Raw genomic sequence first — 14,820 nt, 5'->3', positions numbered from 1 at the left:
CCTGTGGGGACAGGGGTGTGCGTAAGTGGATAAGCGGACGATCCAGGACCAACATGTGGACAACTGCCCGCAAAGCACCCCCTGAGCGCGCCAATAGAAGGCAATACCCGGATTTATCGACAGCGTTATGCACACTGTTAATAAGTAACAACCCTGTAGTTTCCCGCGCTGGATCCGTGGTGCGAGTAGGCCAGACCGCCCAACCGCCTGTGATTTCCACGGGGTTACCCACAGTTGTGGATAACTTGTGGGTATCGGGATGTTGTTAAGTGCATAACCGCGTCGTCGGCCCCTCGGGCGCCTCTGCCTATGATGGTGCCTTGCCCAGCCGTACTACCTTGAAGGACTCCCGTGAGCGCCACCGAGCACCTGTACCTCGACAAGCAGCACCCGGCTCTGTGGAGGGCGATCAGCGGCCTCGGACTGAAGGTGCAGGAAGCAGCGGAAGCCGCCGGCTTGGGCGCTGGCCTGCTGGAGCTCCTCAATGTACGGATCTCGCAGATCAACGGCTGCGCCTACTGCCTGGACCTGCACGTGCGGAAGGCCGCTGAGGCAGGTGAAAGTCCACAGCGGCTCGCGGTGCTGCCGGCATGGCGGGAAACGGCCCTGTTCACGGACAAGGAAAGGGCTGCGCTGGCGTTGGTGGAAAGCATTACGGAACTCCCCGACCAGGAATCGCGCGAGAGTGAAGAAGCCTATGCAAGGCAGTGCCTCACGGCGGAGGAATTCTCCGCGGTGAGCTGGGTGGCTGTCACCATGAATGCCTTCAATCGGGTTTCCATCACCAGCCACCACCCCGTCAGGCGCAGCCGTCCGTAATGACGGGTCCGGCCGCAACGCTGGTTATCCACAGGTATTCCACACTGTTAATAACCACATCTTGCGGGCAAATTTCGGCCGGTCGGGCAGCAACGCGCCACAGGAGACCTCGGAGGCACGATGCCACAAAGGTTATCCACACTGTGGATAACCTTGCCAACAGCTGCGGACAGCCGACGCGGCGCGGCGCTACTCGGCCCAGATCCCGGAGGAACCGCGACGGTGGCTCGCCAGGAGGTGCGTGTCCACTATTCCCACGGCTTCCATCAGGGCGAACATGGTGGTGGGGCCAACGAACGAGAAGCCCCGTTTCCGTAACGCCTTGGACAATGCGATCGACTCCGCCGATTGGGTGGGAATGTCCGACGCTACTCGGGGACGCGGGGTGCTCGCCGGGCGGAAACTCCAGACAAAGTCCACCAGCCCGCCGTCGTTTCGAAGCTCCACGGTGGCCCGGGCGTTCTTGACCGCGGCGTGGATCTTCAGGCGGTTCCTGACGATGCCCGGGTCCCGCATCAGCCGTTCCACGTCCGCATCGCCGAACAAGGCCACGGCGTCGGGATCGAAACCGGCAAAGGCGGCACGGAAGCCGGGACGCTTGCGCAGGATGGTGGCCCACGAGAGCCCGGCCTGGAATCCCTCCAGGCAAATACGTTCGTAGAGGCCCTGCTCGTCAGTGACGGGCAGCCCCCACTCCTGGTCGTAGTACGCGCGCATCAACGGATCCGTGGATGCCCACGCGGGCCGGGCCAGGCCGTCGTCGCCAATGATCACGCCGGCGGAATCCGGAGACAGGGGGATCCTCCTCGAAAGTAGCGTTGCGAACGCGTCAGGAACGCCAGCGGGTGGTCATCAGGAACCCCACGATGGCAATGCCGAAGCCTGCCACGATGTTCCACGACTGCCACGCCTGGACCGGAAAACGTCCCTCACTGATGTAGAACGTGATGATCCAGAAGAGTCCGATGATCATCAGGCCGAACATCACCGGCTTGAACCAGACGGGGTTGGGCTTGTATGAATCGGTGGAAGCCGGCTGGGCGGTGCTGGCAGTCTTCTTGCGAGGTTTCGACTCGGGCACTGGCTCTCCTTGGCAGGCTGGGCAAGCTCGGCGGCCCGGGCTTGATATCCTGCAAGAAGGAAATTGCCAGCGGTCTGCGCGATCTTGGTCAAATCTGGATTCTTACTAGCAGCCAATTCTAGCCGCAGTTGATGGGCACCCGGTGCCCTGGGTGGACGCCCGGAGGAGAACGCGTGGTATTGCAGGAGAAGGCCGGGCCCGTGGCCCCGCCCGCCCGCCGTGGCTCCCTGCTACGTGGAACCATCCAGGTCATCGGGGAACTGTTGATCACCGCCGGCATCATCCTCCTGCTCTTCGTGGCGTGGCAGCTGTGGTGGACCAACGTTGAATCAGACGCCAAGCAAAGCCAGGTCATCAAGGAATTTGCCCAGGACCTCAGCACCGCTGCGCCGTCCCCGGCAGCAACGGCACCCGCCGCGCCACCGGCAGGCGGGCAGGATTTCGGCACGCCAGTGGTGGGTACCGCCCCGGGCCACGCCGGCACGATCGGCATCATGTACATCCCCCGGTTCGGAGCCACCTACACCCGTCCGATTGTCCAGGGGACCAGCCAGGATGTGCTGGACACCTTGGGGCTGGGACACTACAGCAACACGGCCATGCCCGGTGCGGTGGGCAACTTCGCGGTGGCCGGCCACCGCCAGACGCACGGCGCGGTGCTGGACAACATCCATACCCTGGTGCCGGGGGACAAGATCTACGTCCAGACCAGGGACGGCTTCTATGTCTACGTTTTTCGCAACAACCAGATCGTGCTGCCGTCGCGCACTGACGTCCTGGAACCGGTACCCACCCAACCCGGTGTGGCACCCACGGAAAGTTACCTCACCATGACCAGCTGCAACCCCCGCTTCGGCGCCGAAGAACGCATCATTGCCTATGCCCTGCTGGACAGCTGGCGTCCGGCGTCCGCCGGCCCGCCGGCCGAGATCGCGGCACAGGTTGCAGCCGCCACAGGGAAAGGCTGAGCATGTACGCCTGGATATTCCGCCACCTCCCTGGTCCGCTCTGGCTGAGGATTGTCTTCTCATTGGTACTGGTCGCCCTTGCCCTGGTATTGATGGTCCAGTTCCTGTTCCCCTGGATGTCCCACTTCACCCAATTCACCGACTCGACGATTGGTTCAGCAGACCAGCCATGACCACAACCAAGATCCTCGTAGTGGATAACTACGACAGCTTTGTCTACACCCTGGTGGGTTACCTCCAGGAGCTCGGCGCCGAAACCACGGTGGTCCGCAACGACGACGTCACCCTGGCCGAGGCGATCGAACTCGCCGGCGCCCGGGACGGCGTTTTGATTTCACCCGGCCCCGGCAACCCCGCCGAGGCAGGCGTCTGCATCGAGCTGATCAAGTGGTGCGGCGAACACGGCGTGCCGATGTTCGGTGTGTGCCTGGGCCACCAGGCACTGGCGGAGGCGTTCGGCGGCACGGTCACCCATGCCCCGGAGTTGATGCATGGCAAGACCTCGCAGGTGGAGCACAGCGGCACCAGCGTGTTCGCCGGCCTCCCCTCCCCCATCACGGCCACCCGCTATCACTCGCTGGCGGCGGTCCGGGAATCCATTCCCGACGTCCTGGAGGTCACGGCACAAACCGCGTCCGGGGTGGTGATGGGACTGCAGCACAAGACCGCACCGCTTTGCGGCGTCCAGTTCCATCCGGAATCGGTCCTCACCGAGGGCGGATACCAGATGCTTGGCAACTGGCTTGAGTCCCTGGGCATGAAGGGCGCCGCCGCGCGTGCGGCCAAGCTAAGCCCACTTATCCAGCACTAACCGGACCGCCGGGCGGCGCTTCAGCCCTTCTTGGTGGGCTTCGGCGTGGGCGTGGGCGTGTCGGTGGGGGTCGGCGTCGGGGACGGCGCCGGGGCGGGGGCCTTGGCAACCACCACCGTGATGGTCTTTCCTTGTTCGACGGCGGCGTTGACGGGGTCGCTTTGATCCGTCACCTTGCCCGGTTCCACCTGGGAGTTTTCCACCTCCACCACCAGGGGGACCAAACCGATCCCCTTCAGCGCGGCCTCGGCTTCCTCGCGTGAGAGGCCCCGCAGTTCTGGAACCACCACCTTGCCCGTGGACACCACCAGCTCGACGCTGGTGCCCACGCCGACGCTCTGCCCGGGAGCCGGGTTCGACGTAATGACGATTCCCGCCGGCACCGTGGCGCTGTTGGCCGTGGTGGTCGATGGAGCGCCCACCAGGCCCACCTGGCGAAGGATGTCCCGTGCGGCAGCCTCGGTCTTGCCCGGAAGGCTGTCAGGAATCTTCACCGCACTGGGCCCATCCGAGACGTTCAGGACCACCTCGGCACCTGGATCCATCGACGCCCCGGCCGAAGGGTCGGTGCCGATGGCCGTTCCCTTGGCAACGGTATCGTTCTGAAGCCTGGTGATCTTGGGACGCAGGTTCGCGTTGTAAAGCGTCTGCAGCGCGGCGCTCTCCGTCATGGCCGCCACCGAAGGTATCTGAACCTTGGCCACGGGCGCCGGCCGGTTGACTGTTTCGTATAGCCAGAGGCCGGCCCCTGCCAGGACCAGCAGGGTGAAGATCACCAGGGTGGCAATCCACGCACGACGACGGGACTTCTGCGGCCTGCTGGGCTCGCGTTCCGGAGGGAGGCCGAGCGGGAGCGGCTCAGCCGTTGTGTGCGCGTCCGCCACTTCCAGCGGACCGGCCGGGTCGTCGTCGTGGTACAGGCCGGCGGCAGCCAGCCGCCCGGTGGGAGCATCATCAAGGAAGCTTGCGCCCGTTGCCGCGAAAGCCTCAGTGCGCGGCTGGGCATCCGGTACATGGTCGTTGGGATCCGTGGGCGCCTCCGACGCCGCCACGGCCGGAACGGCCACGCCGGCCTTCGCAGCCCGCAGGGCACGCCGGAAAGCTGCGGCATCCTGGAACCTGTCGTCGCGGTTCTTCTGCAGGGCCTTGGCGATGACCGTATCCAAGGCGGGAGAAACGTCGGGGTTCAGGCTGCTGGGTGGATCGGCGATTTCCCGAACGTGCTGGTACGCCACGGATACCGGACTGTCCCCAACGAACGGCGGCCGGGAGGTCAGCATTTCGTAGAGCAGGCACGCTGCGGAGTAGAGGTCGCTGCGGGCGTCGACAGTTTCGCCCCTGGCCTGCTCCGGAGACAGGTACTGCGCCGTGCCCACCACCGCCTGGGTCTGGGTCATGGTGGCGGAGGAATCAGCGATGGCCCGTGCGATGCCGAAGTCCATCACTTTCACCGAATTGGTTCCGGGGCAGTACATCACGTTGGCCGGTTTGATGTCCCGGTGAACGATCCCGGCCTTGTGGCTGTATTCCAGGGCCGCCAGCACCCCAAGGCAGTAATCGATGGCGTGATCTATGGTCACTTCCTTGGCGCGGATCATGTCGCGCAGCGTCTTGCCCTCAACGAATTCCATCACGATGTAGGGCACCCGCACATCCTCGGCGGAGCCATCGTGGACCAGGTGCTCGCCGGTATCGAAGATGGCCACGATGGAGGGATGGTTCAAGGCAGCCACCGCCTGGGCCTCGCGCTTGAACCGTGCCTGGAACTGGGGGTCCCTGGCCATGTCCGGGCGCAGCAGTTTAATGGCCACGGTCCTGCCGAGGCGGGTATCGGTTCCCCGGTAGACATCAGCCATGCCACCGCGGCCAATGAGGCTGCCGAGCTCGTACCGGCCGCTCAGGACACGCCGGTTATCCACTGGGACGTTGTCCTCCCGGTGCAGCGGTGTGCGTGATGACTCATTCACTGGTGGTCCCGGCGGTCAGGGAGTGCAGGTCGGGGGCGTTCCGGGCGTTTGGCCGGCCGCACAGGTTGGCAGCGGTGAGATGGGCGTCGGCCCCGCCACGGGTGAGGTGGTGGGCGCCGGCGTCGGAGCCGCCGTGGTGGGGGCGGGTTTCGGAGCCGTCGCGTAGATGACCGTAATCAGCGAACCCTTGGGCACTGTTCCGGTGGGGTTCAGCTCCAGGACAGTTCCCGGGGTCGCGGTGCTCTCCTGCGGCAGGACCGTCACCTGGAGCCCCAGACCGGCCAGCGAAGCCTGGACCTGCCGGTAATCCTTGCCCAGGTAGGCCGCCGGAATCACGTTGACCGTGTCCTGGGTGGGCGTGGGCGTGGGCGTGGGTGTGCTGCGGGTCTGCGTGGGCGTGGCCGACGGGGTGGTGCGGGTTGGGGTGGCCGACGGGGAAGGGGTGCTGCTGGTGCTGGTGCTGGTGCCGGACGTCGGGTTGCCGGCCGGCGAGAAGAGGCCCACCTGGTTCAACAGGAAACCCACCAGGGCAAACAGGAGCAGCAGGATTAAGGCGACCAAAGGCCAAGTCCAGGGACTGCGGCCCTTGCGCCGCGGCTCGTCGGCGGGGCCGTCGTCGTACCTCTCCTCCTCCTGGTCCCAGTTCCGTTCCGCCGCCAGGGCGTTGGCGCGCGCGAGATGCCCCTGCGGGCCGTCCGCGCCGGCGGCCGCTGCGCCTGCAGCAACCCCGGCCGCGGCACCGGCGGCACCGGCGCCCAGGACCGGCAATGCCGACGTTGCGGTGGGAGCGGAATCACGCTGCGCGCCGATGACGCCGGTGGGAGCAGTGGCTGTGTCCACCGGGGCGGTGATGGGTCCGGTCTCGGCATCGAACAGCAGCATGCCCGGCACGGCGGCGCGAGCTGCGTTGATGTCGCCGTTCCGGATGGCCTCCGCGGCCTCGGCCAGTTTGATGGCGTTGGCCGGGCGGTTCTTCGGATCCTTGGCCAGCATGGACATCAGGAGCGCACGGACCGGGGTGGGGAGAGACTCCGGGAGCGGTGGCGGTGCATCGTTCACCTGGGCCAAGGCAATGGCGATCTGCGATTCACCGGAGAAAGGCCGGTGGCCGGTGAGGCACTCGTAGCCGATGACGCCCAAGGAATAGATGTCCGATGAACCGGTGGCGGTCTGCCCGGTGGCCTGTTCCGGCGCCAGGTACTGCGCTGTTCCCATGACCTGGCCCGTCTGGGTCAGGGGGACCTGGTCGGCGAGGCGGGCGATGCCGAAATCGGTCACCTTGACCCGGCCGTCGGGGGTGATCAGCAGGTTTCCCGGCTTGACGTCGCGGTGGACCAGGCCCTGCGCGTGCGCGACGGCCAAGGCCCGGGCAGTCTGGGCGATCATCGAGAGCGTACGGTCCGGCGAAAGCACCTGCTCGTGCTCGATGATGCTGCTCAGCGGCTGCCCCGGAACCAGTTCCATGACCAGGTAGGCGGAGCCCTCCTCTTCGCCGTAGTCGAAGACGTTGGCGATGCCCACGTGGTTCAGCAGGGCCGTGTGGCGGGCCTCGGCGCGGAAACGCTGCAGGAAGCCGGGGTCGCCGGTGTACTCCTCCTTCAGCACCTTGATCGCTACGATGCGGCCCAGGACGAGGTCTTTGGCTTTCCAGACTTCGCCCATACCGCCGATCGCGATCCGCGTGGTCAGCTGGAATCTGCCGCCGAGGGTGATTCCGGTTGTAGGCCTCACTTATTCAACACCGCCTCAAAAATCTTCTTCGCGTTGGGACTGGTCAGCTTTGCTCCCGCGTAGATGTCTACGCCTTCCATGACAATCGTGACGCTGACCTTCGGGTTATCAGCGGGGGCGAACCCGGTGAACCACGAGTTGTTGGTTCCGTTTCCGAGTTCAGCGGTGCCGGTCTTGCCAGCGACCTGTACCCCGGGGACGGCCGCGCCCTTGGCGATGCCGTCGGTCACCACGCTGGTCATCCAGTCGGTGATTTGCTTGGCGATTTCCGGGGTGGTGGACGTCCTGAGCTGTGCCGGCTGGGGCTCGTCAATGACGCGCAGATCCGGGGACCGCAGGGTCTTGACCAGGCTTGGCGCCATCTGGACGCCGCCGTTAGCGATGGCGTTCGTCATCATGTTGACCTGCAGCGGCGTGACCCGGACGTCCTTCTGGCCGATGGCGGACTGGGCCAGTCCGGGCTTGTCCAGGTTGTCGGGGAACACGTTGCCTTGGGCATGGCCGAGCTTGAGCTGGTCCCCGACATCCTCGCCAATCCCAAACTTCTTAGCCTGGTCGGCGATGGCGTTGCGGCCAAGGTCCAATGCGATGCTCGCGAACGGTGTGTTGCAGGACTGCTGGAGTGCGAACGCGAACGTGGCGGTGTCCCTGGTGTAGCAGTTGCCGCCGGCGTAGTTGGGCAGCTTGTACTGGATGCCGTCAAATGGCATCTCAGCGGGATTGGGCAGCACGCTGTCCTTGTTGTATTTCCCCGAGGCAAGCGCGGCCGCCGTGTCCACGAGCTTGAAAACGGATCCCGGGGCGAGCAGCGCGCCGGTGGGGCCGCTGACGTTCTGGTTCAGGTTAATGCCGGGCACCTTGACCAGTTCGTTGATGTTGGTGCTCTCCGCAGTGGGATCCTGCGTGGCCACCAGGTTCGGGTTGTAGGACGGCTTGGACACCATCGCAAGGATGGCGCCCGTCTTGGGATTGGTGACGACGATCGAGCCGCGCTGGCCATCCGGGATGAGGCTGTAGGCCAACTGCTGGATCTGTGGATCGATGGTCAGTTCCACCGACGCGCCCTTGGGCTGGTTGCCCAGGAAGAGCTGGCCTACGCGGTCCAGGAAGAGCTGGTCCGAGTTGCCTGCCAGTTCGGCCCCCATGGACTGCTCCAGCCCGGTGGCGCCGTAGTTCTGGGAGAAATACCCGGTCAGTCCCGCATACAGCTCGGGCTGGGTGTACGTGCGCTGGAATTTGCAGGTTTCCGAGTTGCTCTCCACCGACTCCGCCACCGGAGTTCCGCCCACAATGATCGAACCCCGGTCATTGCAGTAGGTCTGGAGGATGGCGCGCTTGTTCCACGGGTTGTCCTTGAGCTCATCGGCGCCCACCACCTGCACGTAGCTGATGGCCCCGAAGATCAGGGCGAACATTGCGATGGCCGCGACCCATGAGTGCCGTATTGCCTGGTTCATGCGTGCTTCACCGCCTCGGTTGGAGTATCAATACCTGTTGATTCGGACCCGGCCGACGGCGGCAGCGGAGTGGTGTCAACCGGCCCACGGGCCGTGTGCGAGATCATCAGCAGCAGCCCCACGATGATCCAGTTGGCCAGCAGGGACGAGCCTCCCGCAGCCAGGAAGGGCGTGGTGAGGCCGGTCAGCGGAATCAGCCGCGTGACGCCGCCGATCACCACAAAGCACTGAAGCGCCACCGCGAAGGACAGTCCGCAGGCCAGCAACTTTCCAAAGGCGTCCCGGGTACCCAGGGCGGCCCGGAACCCGCGGGTGAACAGCAGCAGGTACATCAGGACCACCGCGAAAAGTCCGATCAGGCCCAGCTCCTCGCCCAGGGAGGCAATGATCATGTCGCTGTTGGCGAACGGAACCAGGTCGGGGCGCCCCTGCCCCAGGCCGGTACCCACCAGGCCGCCGTTGGCCATGCCGAAGAGGCCCTCGACGATCTGGAAGCTGCCGCCGTATTGCCGCCCGTAGACCTCATCGGTGAAGGCGTTCAGCCAGCCGTCGATCCGCAGGCCCACATGGGAGAAAACCTGCGAGGCGATGAGGCCGCCACCCAGGAACAGCGCCATGCCAATGACGACCCAGCTGATGCGGCTGGTGGCCACATAGATCATGACGATGAACAGGCCGAAGAACAGGACGGAGGAGCCAAGGTCGCTCTGGAAGACCAGGACGCCAATGCTCACCAGCCAGGCGGCGATCATGGGGCCGAGGTCCTTGAAACGCGGGAACTGCAGCGGCCCCACCTTGCGGCCTGCGAGCAGGATGAGGTCCCGGTTGGAGGAGAGATAGCCGGCAAAGAAGATCGCCAGGGTGATCTTTGCGATTTCACCGGGCTGGAAGGTCATGGGACCTATCCGGATCCACACGCGGGCACCGAGGATTTCACCGGCGCTGATGCCTGGAATCAGGGGGAGCACCAGCAGGACTGCACTGGCCGCCAGTGAAATAAACGTGAACCGGCGCAGCACCCTGTGGTCTTTGAGGAACCAGATGACTGCAATGGCCACGGCCATGGCGATCAGGGTCCAGCGGAGCTGGTTGTTCCCGGTATCACCGCCGGGAGGGTCCAGCCGGTGGATCATCGCCAGGCCCAGGCCGTTCAGGGCAACTACCAGTGGAAGTATTACCGGATCAGCATATTTCGCGCGGAAGCGCAGGACGCCGTGGAACGCCAGGGATGCTGCGGCCAACAGGCTTGACTGGAACCAGAAATCGGAGTCAAAGGCCTTCTGCTGGTCCACACCCACCAGCATGTTCGCGCCGATGCCCACCGTCAGGGCAAGCAGCAGCAGGAGGAGCTCAACGTTGCGGCGGGGCTTGGGGGCGGTGTTGACCTGGCTCATTTGGCCCCCTGGCAGGTGATGGTGGGTGTGGGAGATGGTGACGGTGCCGTCGGGGTGGGCGCCGGTACGGGGGCGCCTGATGCCGGCGGAGGAGCCGCACTGTCGGTTGGTGCGGGTGGCGACGCGGACGCGGACGGCTTGGGGCATTCCTCTTCCGGTGACGTGCTGCCCGTCAGCTCGAGGTTCTTGACGATCCGCTGGGCGTCGTAGAGGTCGTTCGCCGGCACGGTTTGGCGGACGCGCTGCTGCGAGAAGGGCGGCAGGGAATCCATCCGGATATCAGTCACGGCTTCGAGGGATGAGAGCTGGATGGGGCCAAGCCGCTGGGAAACCCCGTTGTAGATGGCCACCCGGGAATCAAACTCGCCCACGTAATAGCGGGTTTGAGTCCAGGCATAGCCCAGCCAGAGGCCAATGGCCACCACGACCACCACGGCGGCTGCAACGGACCACGCGATCCAGCGGCGGGGACGAAGCGGAACAAGGGTGTCCGCGGTGTCGCCGGCCGGTTCCGCTTTGTGGGTGAGCAATGTTGCTGCGCGCCTGGCCACGGTGCGCCCGGCAACCGTGGGGATGGACCCGGATTCCGCGGCGGAAGCAGCCGCACCCACCAGTTCATGCGGGCGGGAGGCAAGCTCCTCGCGGAGGACCTCGGCGGACAGGTGTTCGCCCAAGTGCGGGTCCGTGCTGCCGGGCTCGGCGGAACGTGAGTCCGGGTCAGTGGCGTCGCCGTCGCCGGCTGCGGTGGATGTAGGTTCCTTTGCATCGTCGCCGGTGCCGGTGTCCGGCGGCGCGGGAGCCTGCCTGGCTTGATCCGAAGCGGGGGCTGCAGGCTTGGCGGCCCCTCCGGCAGCTGCCGCGGCAGCGGGCATGCTGCCAGACGGCGGCATGATGATCTCGACGGCGGCCGTGCTGACGTCGTCGGCCGTTTCCGGGACGATGTCCAGCACCACCACGGTGACGTTGTCCGGGGATCCGGCCTCAAGGGTCAGGTCAACCAGGGTTTCCGCGCACTCGCGCAGGTCCTTGGTTTCCCGGATTGTCCGTTCCACGGCATGCCCTGCAACGTAGTTCAGTCCGTCCGAGCAGAGCAGCCAGCGGTCGCCCTGCCGCGCTTCCAGTGTGTCCAGGTCCAGCTCGGGGCTGGCGTCGACATCACCCAGGACGCGCATCAGGACGTTCTTGTGCGGGTGCGTTTCGGCTTCCTCGGGCCGGAGGCGGCCCTCATCGATCAGCCGCTGGACAAAGGTGTGGTCTACGCTGACTTGCTTGAATTCTCCGTCGCGGAGCCGGTAGGCGCGGGAATCGCCGATGTGGGCGAAGTGCAGCTTCCCCCCGGCCAGCAGCAGGGCGGTCACGGTGGTGCCCATCCCCGCGAGCTTGGGGTTGATGTGCACCAGTTCGGAGAGCAGGGAGTTGGCGGTCTGTATTTCGTCGGCCAGGATGGTGCCGGCATCGTCGCCGTAGTCGGGCCGGTCCAGGTGGATCATGTCCAGGACGGTGGCGGCGGAAGCGACGTCACCACCTGCGTGCCCGCCCATGCCATCGGCCACCACCGCGAGGTGCCGGCCCACGTAGGCGGAGTCGTCATTCTTGGAGCGGATACGGCCCACGTCCGAACGCGCTGCGTAACGCATGATGAGGGGCCGCTCCGCCGGATCGGGTCCGGGTGCGGTTTTTTCAGTGACGGCCACGGCTACGGCCTCAATTCGATGACCGTCTTGCCGATTCTCACGGGTACCCCTGGCTCAACCGGCAAGGCGCGGGTCAGTTGCTGGTCTCCCAGGTATGTTCCATTGGTGGAGCCGAGATCTTCGATGAACCACCGGCTTCCCTGCGGGAACAGCCTGGCGTGGCGGCCGGAGGCGTAATCGTCCTCCAGGACCAGGGTGGCTTCCTGGGCGCGTCCCAGGAGGATGGGGCTGGCGGCCAGGGGAAGGGTTTTGCCCTTGAGTGGGCCTTCCACCACGACCAGCTGCCGGGCCTGCTGCTTCACAGGCTGTTGCAGCGGTTCGGCCAGTTCCGGGTTACGGCGGACCTGGCGTGCCGTGGGTGCGCCGGCAGCTGCCTTGCGGCCCACCATGAGGTCGCGGCGCATGGCCGAGACGATGCTGAAGATGAGCACCCAGAGGAGCAGCAGGAAGCCGAACCGCAGCGCGGTGATGGTGAGGTCGCTCATGCGCGGCCACCCGGGCTGGCAGGAAGCAGGCGGAAGATAATCTTTGTCCGTCCCATCGTGATGGTGGAGCCGTCCGTGAGTTCGGTGCTTCCGGAGACCCTCTGCCCGTTGACGTAGCTGCCGTTGGTGGAACCAAGGTCCACCGCATTCGTTACGCCGTCGGCCGTGCGGATTTCGAGGTGGCGGCGCGAGACACCGGTGTCCTCGATGTGGATGTCTGCCTCGGAGGACCGGCCCAGGATGATGGACTGGGCGTTCAGCGAATAACGCTGGCCGTCAATATCGAGCACAGGCTGGAGCCTCGCCGGCTGCCGGCTCGGTGCCGCGGGAACATTGGGCCGCGCCTGGGCGGGTGCAGGAGCCGGGGCACCTTGGGATTTCTCGGTCGAGGAAGCGATCTCGAAGTCACCGGCCCGAAGCCCGGACTCCCGGCGAAAGGATATCCTGACCGGCCCCTGGAGGATGTAGCCCTGGCCGCGGACATGGTTGATGACGACGTCGCAGAGTTCTTCGGCGAGGGGAGTGCCCCACTCCTGTGCCCGCCGGAAGTCCTCATCGCTGAGCTGGACATCGAAAACGTTGGGCACCAATGTGCGGCCTGCGGCCACGGTAAGGGCCTTGTGGTCCACTTCGCGGCGGAGCCTGCTGGCAATCTCCACGGGCTCGACCTGGGCCTTGGAACCGGTGGAGAAGACACCGCGGACGGCCTTTTCAATGCCGCGTTCGACCCTGTCCAGCAGACCCATGGTTCTTCTCCTTTCCCCCCGGTTCCAGGGAAGCCGTTGTTCCTGACCAGCACCTGCAGTGCAGTGCGCCGCATTGTGGGGTGGCTGCCGACGGCAGCCGCTCCTGTATCCGATACTACTGGCCAGCCCCGTGAATGACCTTAATCCACAACGGCCGGGCGGCGGCAAAAGTTCGTCTTCACATCCGGGCGTCCCTCGCGCCGGCCCGGCGTTCGGCAGCGTCGAAGGCCCGTTCCGGTGCAGTTTTTGCGCTGCCGACAGCCGGGTCCGGGGGTGCCGAAGGCGGCGGCCTGGCGGCCAATTGGTAATTTGCCGCATGTGTCCGTTATGCTTGATCTCGCTGCTTTTACGAGGTGCAGGTACGGAAATCCGCGCCGGCTGAGTGGAAGAAGTTGCGCGCGAGTGGCGGAACGGCAGACGCGCTGGCTTCAGGTGCCAGTGTCCGAAAGGGCGTGGGGGTTCAAATCCCCCCTCGCGCACGCATATGGAAAAGTCCCGGTCTTGGACCGGGGCTTTTTTGCGTTGCTGGCCGCTCATGGGCTGGTTCGCGGATCCGTCCCTATTAAGAGCGGGTGTGCGAACACGCTTAGGAATGCGGCGGCGAAGCGTCCTGCTGCGCGGCCGGGCGCGCGGACGCCTTGAACCGGCGTCGTGAATTGGCCAGGTGGCTCCGCATGGCAGCTGCCGCGGCCGCCTCGTCACCATCGGCGATGGCCTCCAGGATGGAGCGGTGCTCCAGCACCACCTGGTCGAAATGGTCCCGGGCATAATGCTCGACGCCGGTCATCAGGCGGGTGCGCGGCATCGCGATCATGGTCTGCCCCAGGGCTGCCAGGCAGTCGGAGTAATAGGGGTTGCCGGAGGCCGCAGCCACGGCCCGGTGGAATTCGAAGTCCGACTTCATGGCGTGGGCGGGGTGGCCCGAGCTTTCGGTAAAGGCTTCCAGTGCGGTGCCGACGGTCCGCAACTGCCTGTCCGTGCGGTTGCGGGCCGCCAGTGCCGCGGCCTCCGTCTCCACGCCCATGCGGAATTCCAGCAGGTGGAGCCTGTCCTCTGTGCTGGTCACTGGACGTCCACCCGGCATGGCCGGCGGTGCGTCCGAGGGTGGCGTGAGGGCGAAGCTGCCGCGTCCGCGTTCGGTTTCAACGAGTCCCTCGGCCTGCAGCCTTGTCAGGGCTGCGCGCACCACGGTGCGGCTGACGCCGAAATCATTGATGAGCGTGTTTTCGCTGGGCAGCTTCTCGCCTGGCTGGATGACACCGTCGACGATGCGGTTGCGAAGGTCAGCGGCGAGATCCGCGGTGAGGTTCCGGCTCATGGGTCAAGGTTACGCGCCGAAGGCCACGCTTTCGGTTGTCCAGGCGCGGGCTTGGTCGCTGAGGGTGATGCCGAGGCCGGGGCGGTCCGGGACGATCATCCGGCCGTCTTTGGTTTCGAGGCGTTCGTTGAACAGCGGGTCGAGCCAGTCGAAGTGTTCTACCCAGGGTTCGCGGGGGTAGGTGGCGGCGAGGTGGAGGTGGATTTCCATGGCGAAGTGCGGGGCTAGGCCCAGGCCGCGTTCGTCGGCGAGGGCGGCGAGTCGGAGGAATTGGGTGATGCCGCCGACGCGTGGGGCATCGGGTTGGATGATGTCGCAGCCGTTGGCGTTGATCAGGGCTTTGTGTTCG

15 protein-coding genes and 1 tRNA gene are annotated in these 14,820 nt (G+C 65.6%); 5 read left to right on the top strand and 11 right to left on the bottom strand.

What is annotated here, in order from left to right; all coding sequences use genetic code 11:
* The first annotated feature begins 351 nt into the window (after positions 1-351).
* A complete protein-coding gene (locus C563_RS0114535) occupies positions 352-819 on the top strand; it encodes a carboxymuconolactone decarboxylase family protein (protein ID WP_018762800.1) in 468 nt (155 codons plus the stop codon).
* Between the two features lie 189 nt (positions 820-1,008).
* Here the strand turns inward: C563_RS0114535 and C563_RS0114530 are convergent, their stop codons facing one another.
* Together C563_RS0114530 and C563_RS0114525 are read right to left on the bottom strand one after the other, a co-directional pair.
* Positions 1,009-1,614, bottom strand: coding sequence for a DNA-3-methyladenine glycosylase I (locus C563_RS0114530; protein ID WP_026264870.1), 606 nt, complete (start codon positions 1,612-1,614; stop codon positions 1,009-1,011).
* A 34-nt stretch (positions 1,615-1,648) separates the two neighbouring features.
* Positions 1,649-1,900, bottom strand: coding sequence for a cell division protein CrgA (locus C563_RS0114525; RefSeq protein ID WP_018762798.1), 252 nt, complete (start codon positions 1,898-1,900; stop codon positions 1,649-1,651).
* A 173-nt stretch (positions 1,901-2,073) separates the two neighbouring features.
* On the opposite strand from C563_RS0114525, the gene C563_RS0114520 reads away from it, so the two are divergent.
* Genes C563_RS0114520 through C563_RS0114510 form a run of 3 tightly spaced genes read left to right on the top strand, consistent with a single transcriptional unit; the run spans position 2,074 to position 3,679 of the window.
* On the top strand, positions 2,074-2,868 hold the full coding sequence (locus C563_RS0114520; protein WP_018762797.1) for a class E sortase: 795 nt from the start codon (positions 2,074-2,076) through the stop codon (positions 2,866-2,868).
* 2 nt (positions 2,869-2,870) lie between these two features.
* Positions 2,871-3,041 (top strand): hypothetical protein, encoded by a 171-nt coding sequence (locus C563_RS22620; protein ID WP_018762796.1) that lies wholly within the window; start codon positions 2,871-2,873, stop codon positions 3,039-3,041.
* Entirely contained in the window at positions 3,038-3,679 is a 642-nt protein-coding gene (locus C563_RS0114510) for an aminodeoxychorismate/anthranilate synthase component II (RefSeq protein WP_018762795.1), read from the top strand. The genes C563_RS22620 and C563_RS0114510 overlap by 4 nt, the downstream gene beginning before the upstream one ends.
* 20 nt (positions 3,680-3,699) lie before the next feature.
* On the opposite strand, the gene pknB is transcribed toward C563_RS0114510, so the two are convergent.
* From pknB to C563_RS0114475, 7 genes are read right to left on the bottom strand one after another with little or no spacing between them, the layout of a single operon-like run.
* Entirely contained in the window at positions 3,700-5,646 is a 1,947-nt protein-coding gene (gene pknB, locus C563_RS0114505) for a Stk1 family PASTA domain-containing Ser/Thr kinase (protein WP_026264869.1), read from the bottom strand.
* A gap of 15 nt (positions 5,647-5,661) precedes the next feature.
* The gene (locus C563_RS0114500; RefSeq protein WP_018762793.1) at positions 5,662-7,377 is read right to left on the bottom strand and encodes a serine/threonine-protein kinase; all 1,716 of its coding nucleotides are present in this window, start codon (positions 7,375-7,377) and stop codon (positions 5,662-5,664) included.
* Complete coding sequence (locus tag C563_RS0114495) at positions 7,374-8,834, bottom strand: peptidoglycan D,D-transpeptidase FtsI family protein (RefSeq protein WP_026264867.1); 1,461 nt, start codon at positions 8,832-8,834, stop codon at positions 7,374-7,376. The genes C563_RS0114500 and C563_RS0114495 overlap by 4 nt, the downstream gene beginning before the upstream one ends.
* Positions 8,831-10,228 (bottom strand): FtsW/RodA/SpoVE family cell cycle protein, encoded by a 1,398-nt coding sequence (locus C563_RS0114490; protein WP_018762791.1) that lies wholly within the window; start codon positions 10,226-10,228, stop codon positions 8,831-8,833. The genes C563_RS0114495 and C563_RS0114490 overlap by 4 nt, the downstream gene beginning before the upstream one ends.
* Positions 10,225-11,922: a PP2C family protein-serine/threonine phosphatase gene (locus C563_RS0114485; RefSeq protein WP_018762790.1), complete on the bottom strand. Its 1,698-nt coding sequence runs from the start codon at positions 11,920-11,922 to the stop codon at positions 10,225-10,227. The genes C563_RS0114490 and C563_RS0114485 overlap by 4 nt, the downstream gene beginning before the upstream one ends.
* A gap of 2 nt (positions 11,923-11,924) precedes the next feature.
* On the bottom strand, positions 11,925-12,407 hold the full coding sequence (locus tag C563_RS0114480) for an FHA domain-containing protein FhaB/FipA (RefSeq protein ID WP_018762789.1): 483 nt from the start codon (positions 12,405-12,407) through the stop codon (positions 11,925-11,927).
* On the bottom strand, positions 12,404-13,153 hold the full coding sequence (locus C563_RS0114475; RefSeq protein WP_018762788.1) for an FhaA domain-containing protein: 750 nt from the start codon (positions 13,151-13,153) through the stop codon (positions 12,404-12,406). The genes C563_RS0114480 and C563_RS0114475 overlap by 4 nt, the downstream gene beginning before the upstream one ends.
* 396 nt (positions 13,154-13,549) lie before the next feature.
* Between C563_RS0114475 and C563_RS0114470 the strand changes: the two genes are divergently transcribed.
* Positions 13,550-13,632: transfer RNA gene (locus tag C563_RS0114470), tRNA-Leu, on the top strand.
* A gap of 107 nt (positions 13,633-13,739) precedes the next feature.
* Here C563_RS0114470 and C563_RS0114465 read toward each other — a convergent pair.
* Together C563_RS0114465 and C563_RS21400 are read right to left on the bottom strand one after the other, a co-directional pair.
* Positions 13,740-14,471, bottom strand: coding sequence for a FadR/GntR family transcriptional regulator (locus tag C563_RS0114465; protein WP_018762787.1), 732 nt, complete (start codon positions 14,469-14,471; stop codon positions 13,740-13,742).
* 9 nt (positions 14,472-14,480) lie between these two features.
* A partial coding sequence (locus C563_RS21400; RefSeq protein ID WP_018762786.1) for an enolase C-terminal domain-like protein occupies positions 14,481-14,820 on the bottom strand: 340 nt, incomplete at its 5' end.

It is taken from the genome of Arthrobacter sp. 135MFCol5.1 (assembly GCF_000374865.1).
Lineage (GTDB): Bacteria > Actinomycetota > Actinomycetes > Actinomycetales > Micrococcaceae > Arthrobacter.
Note: the sequence above shows the minus strand (reverse complement) of the source record. Positions and strands in the feature narration are given on the sequence as shown.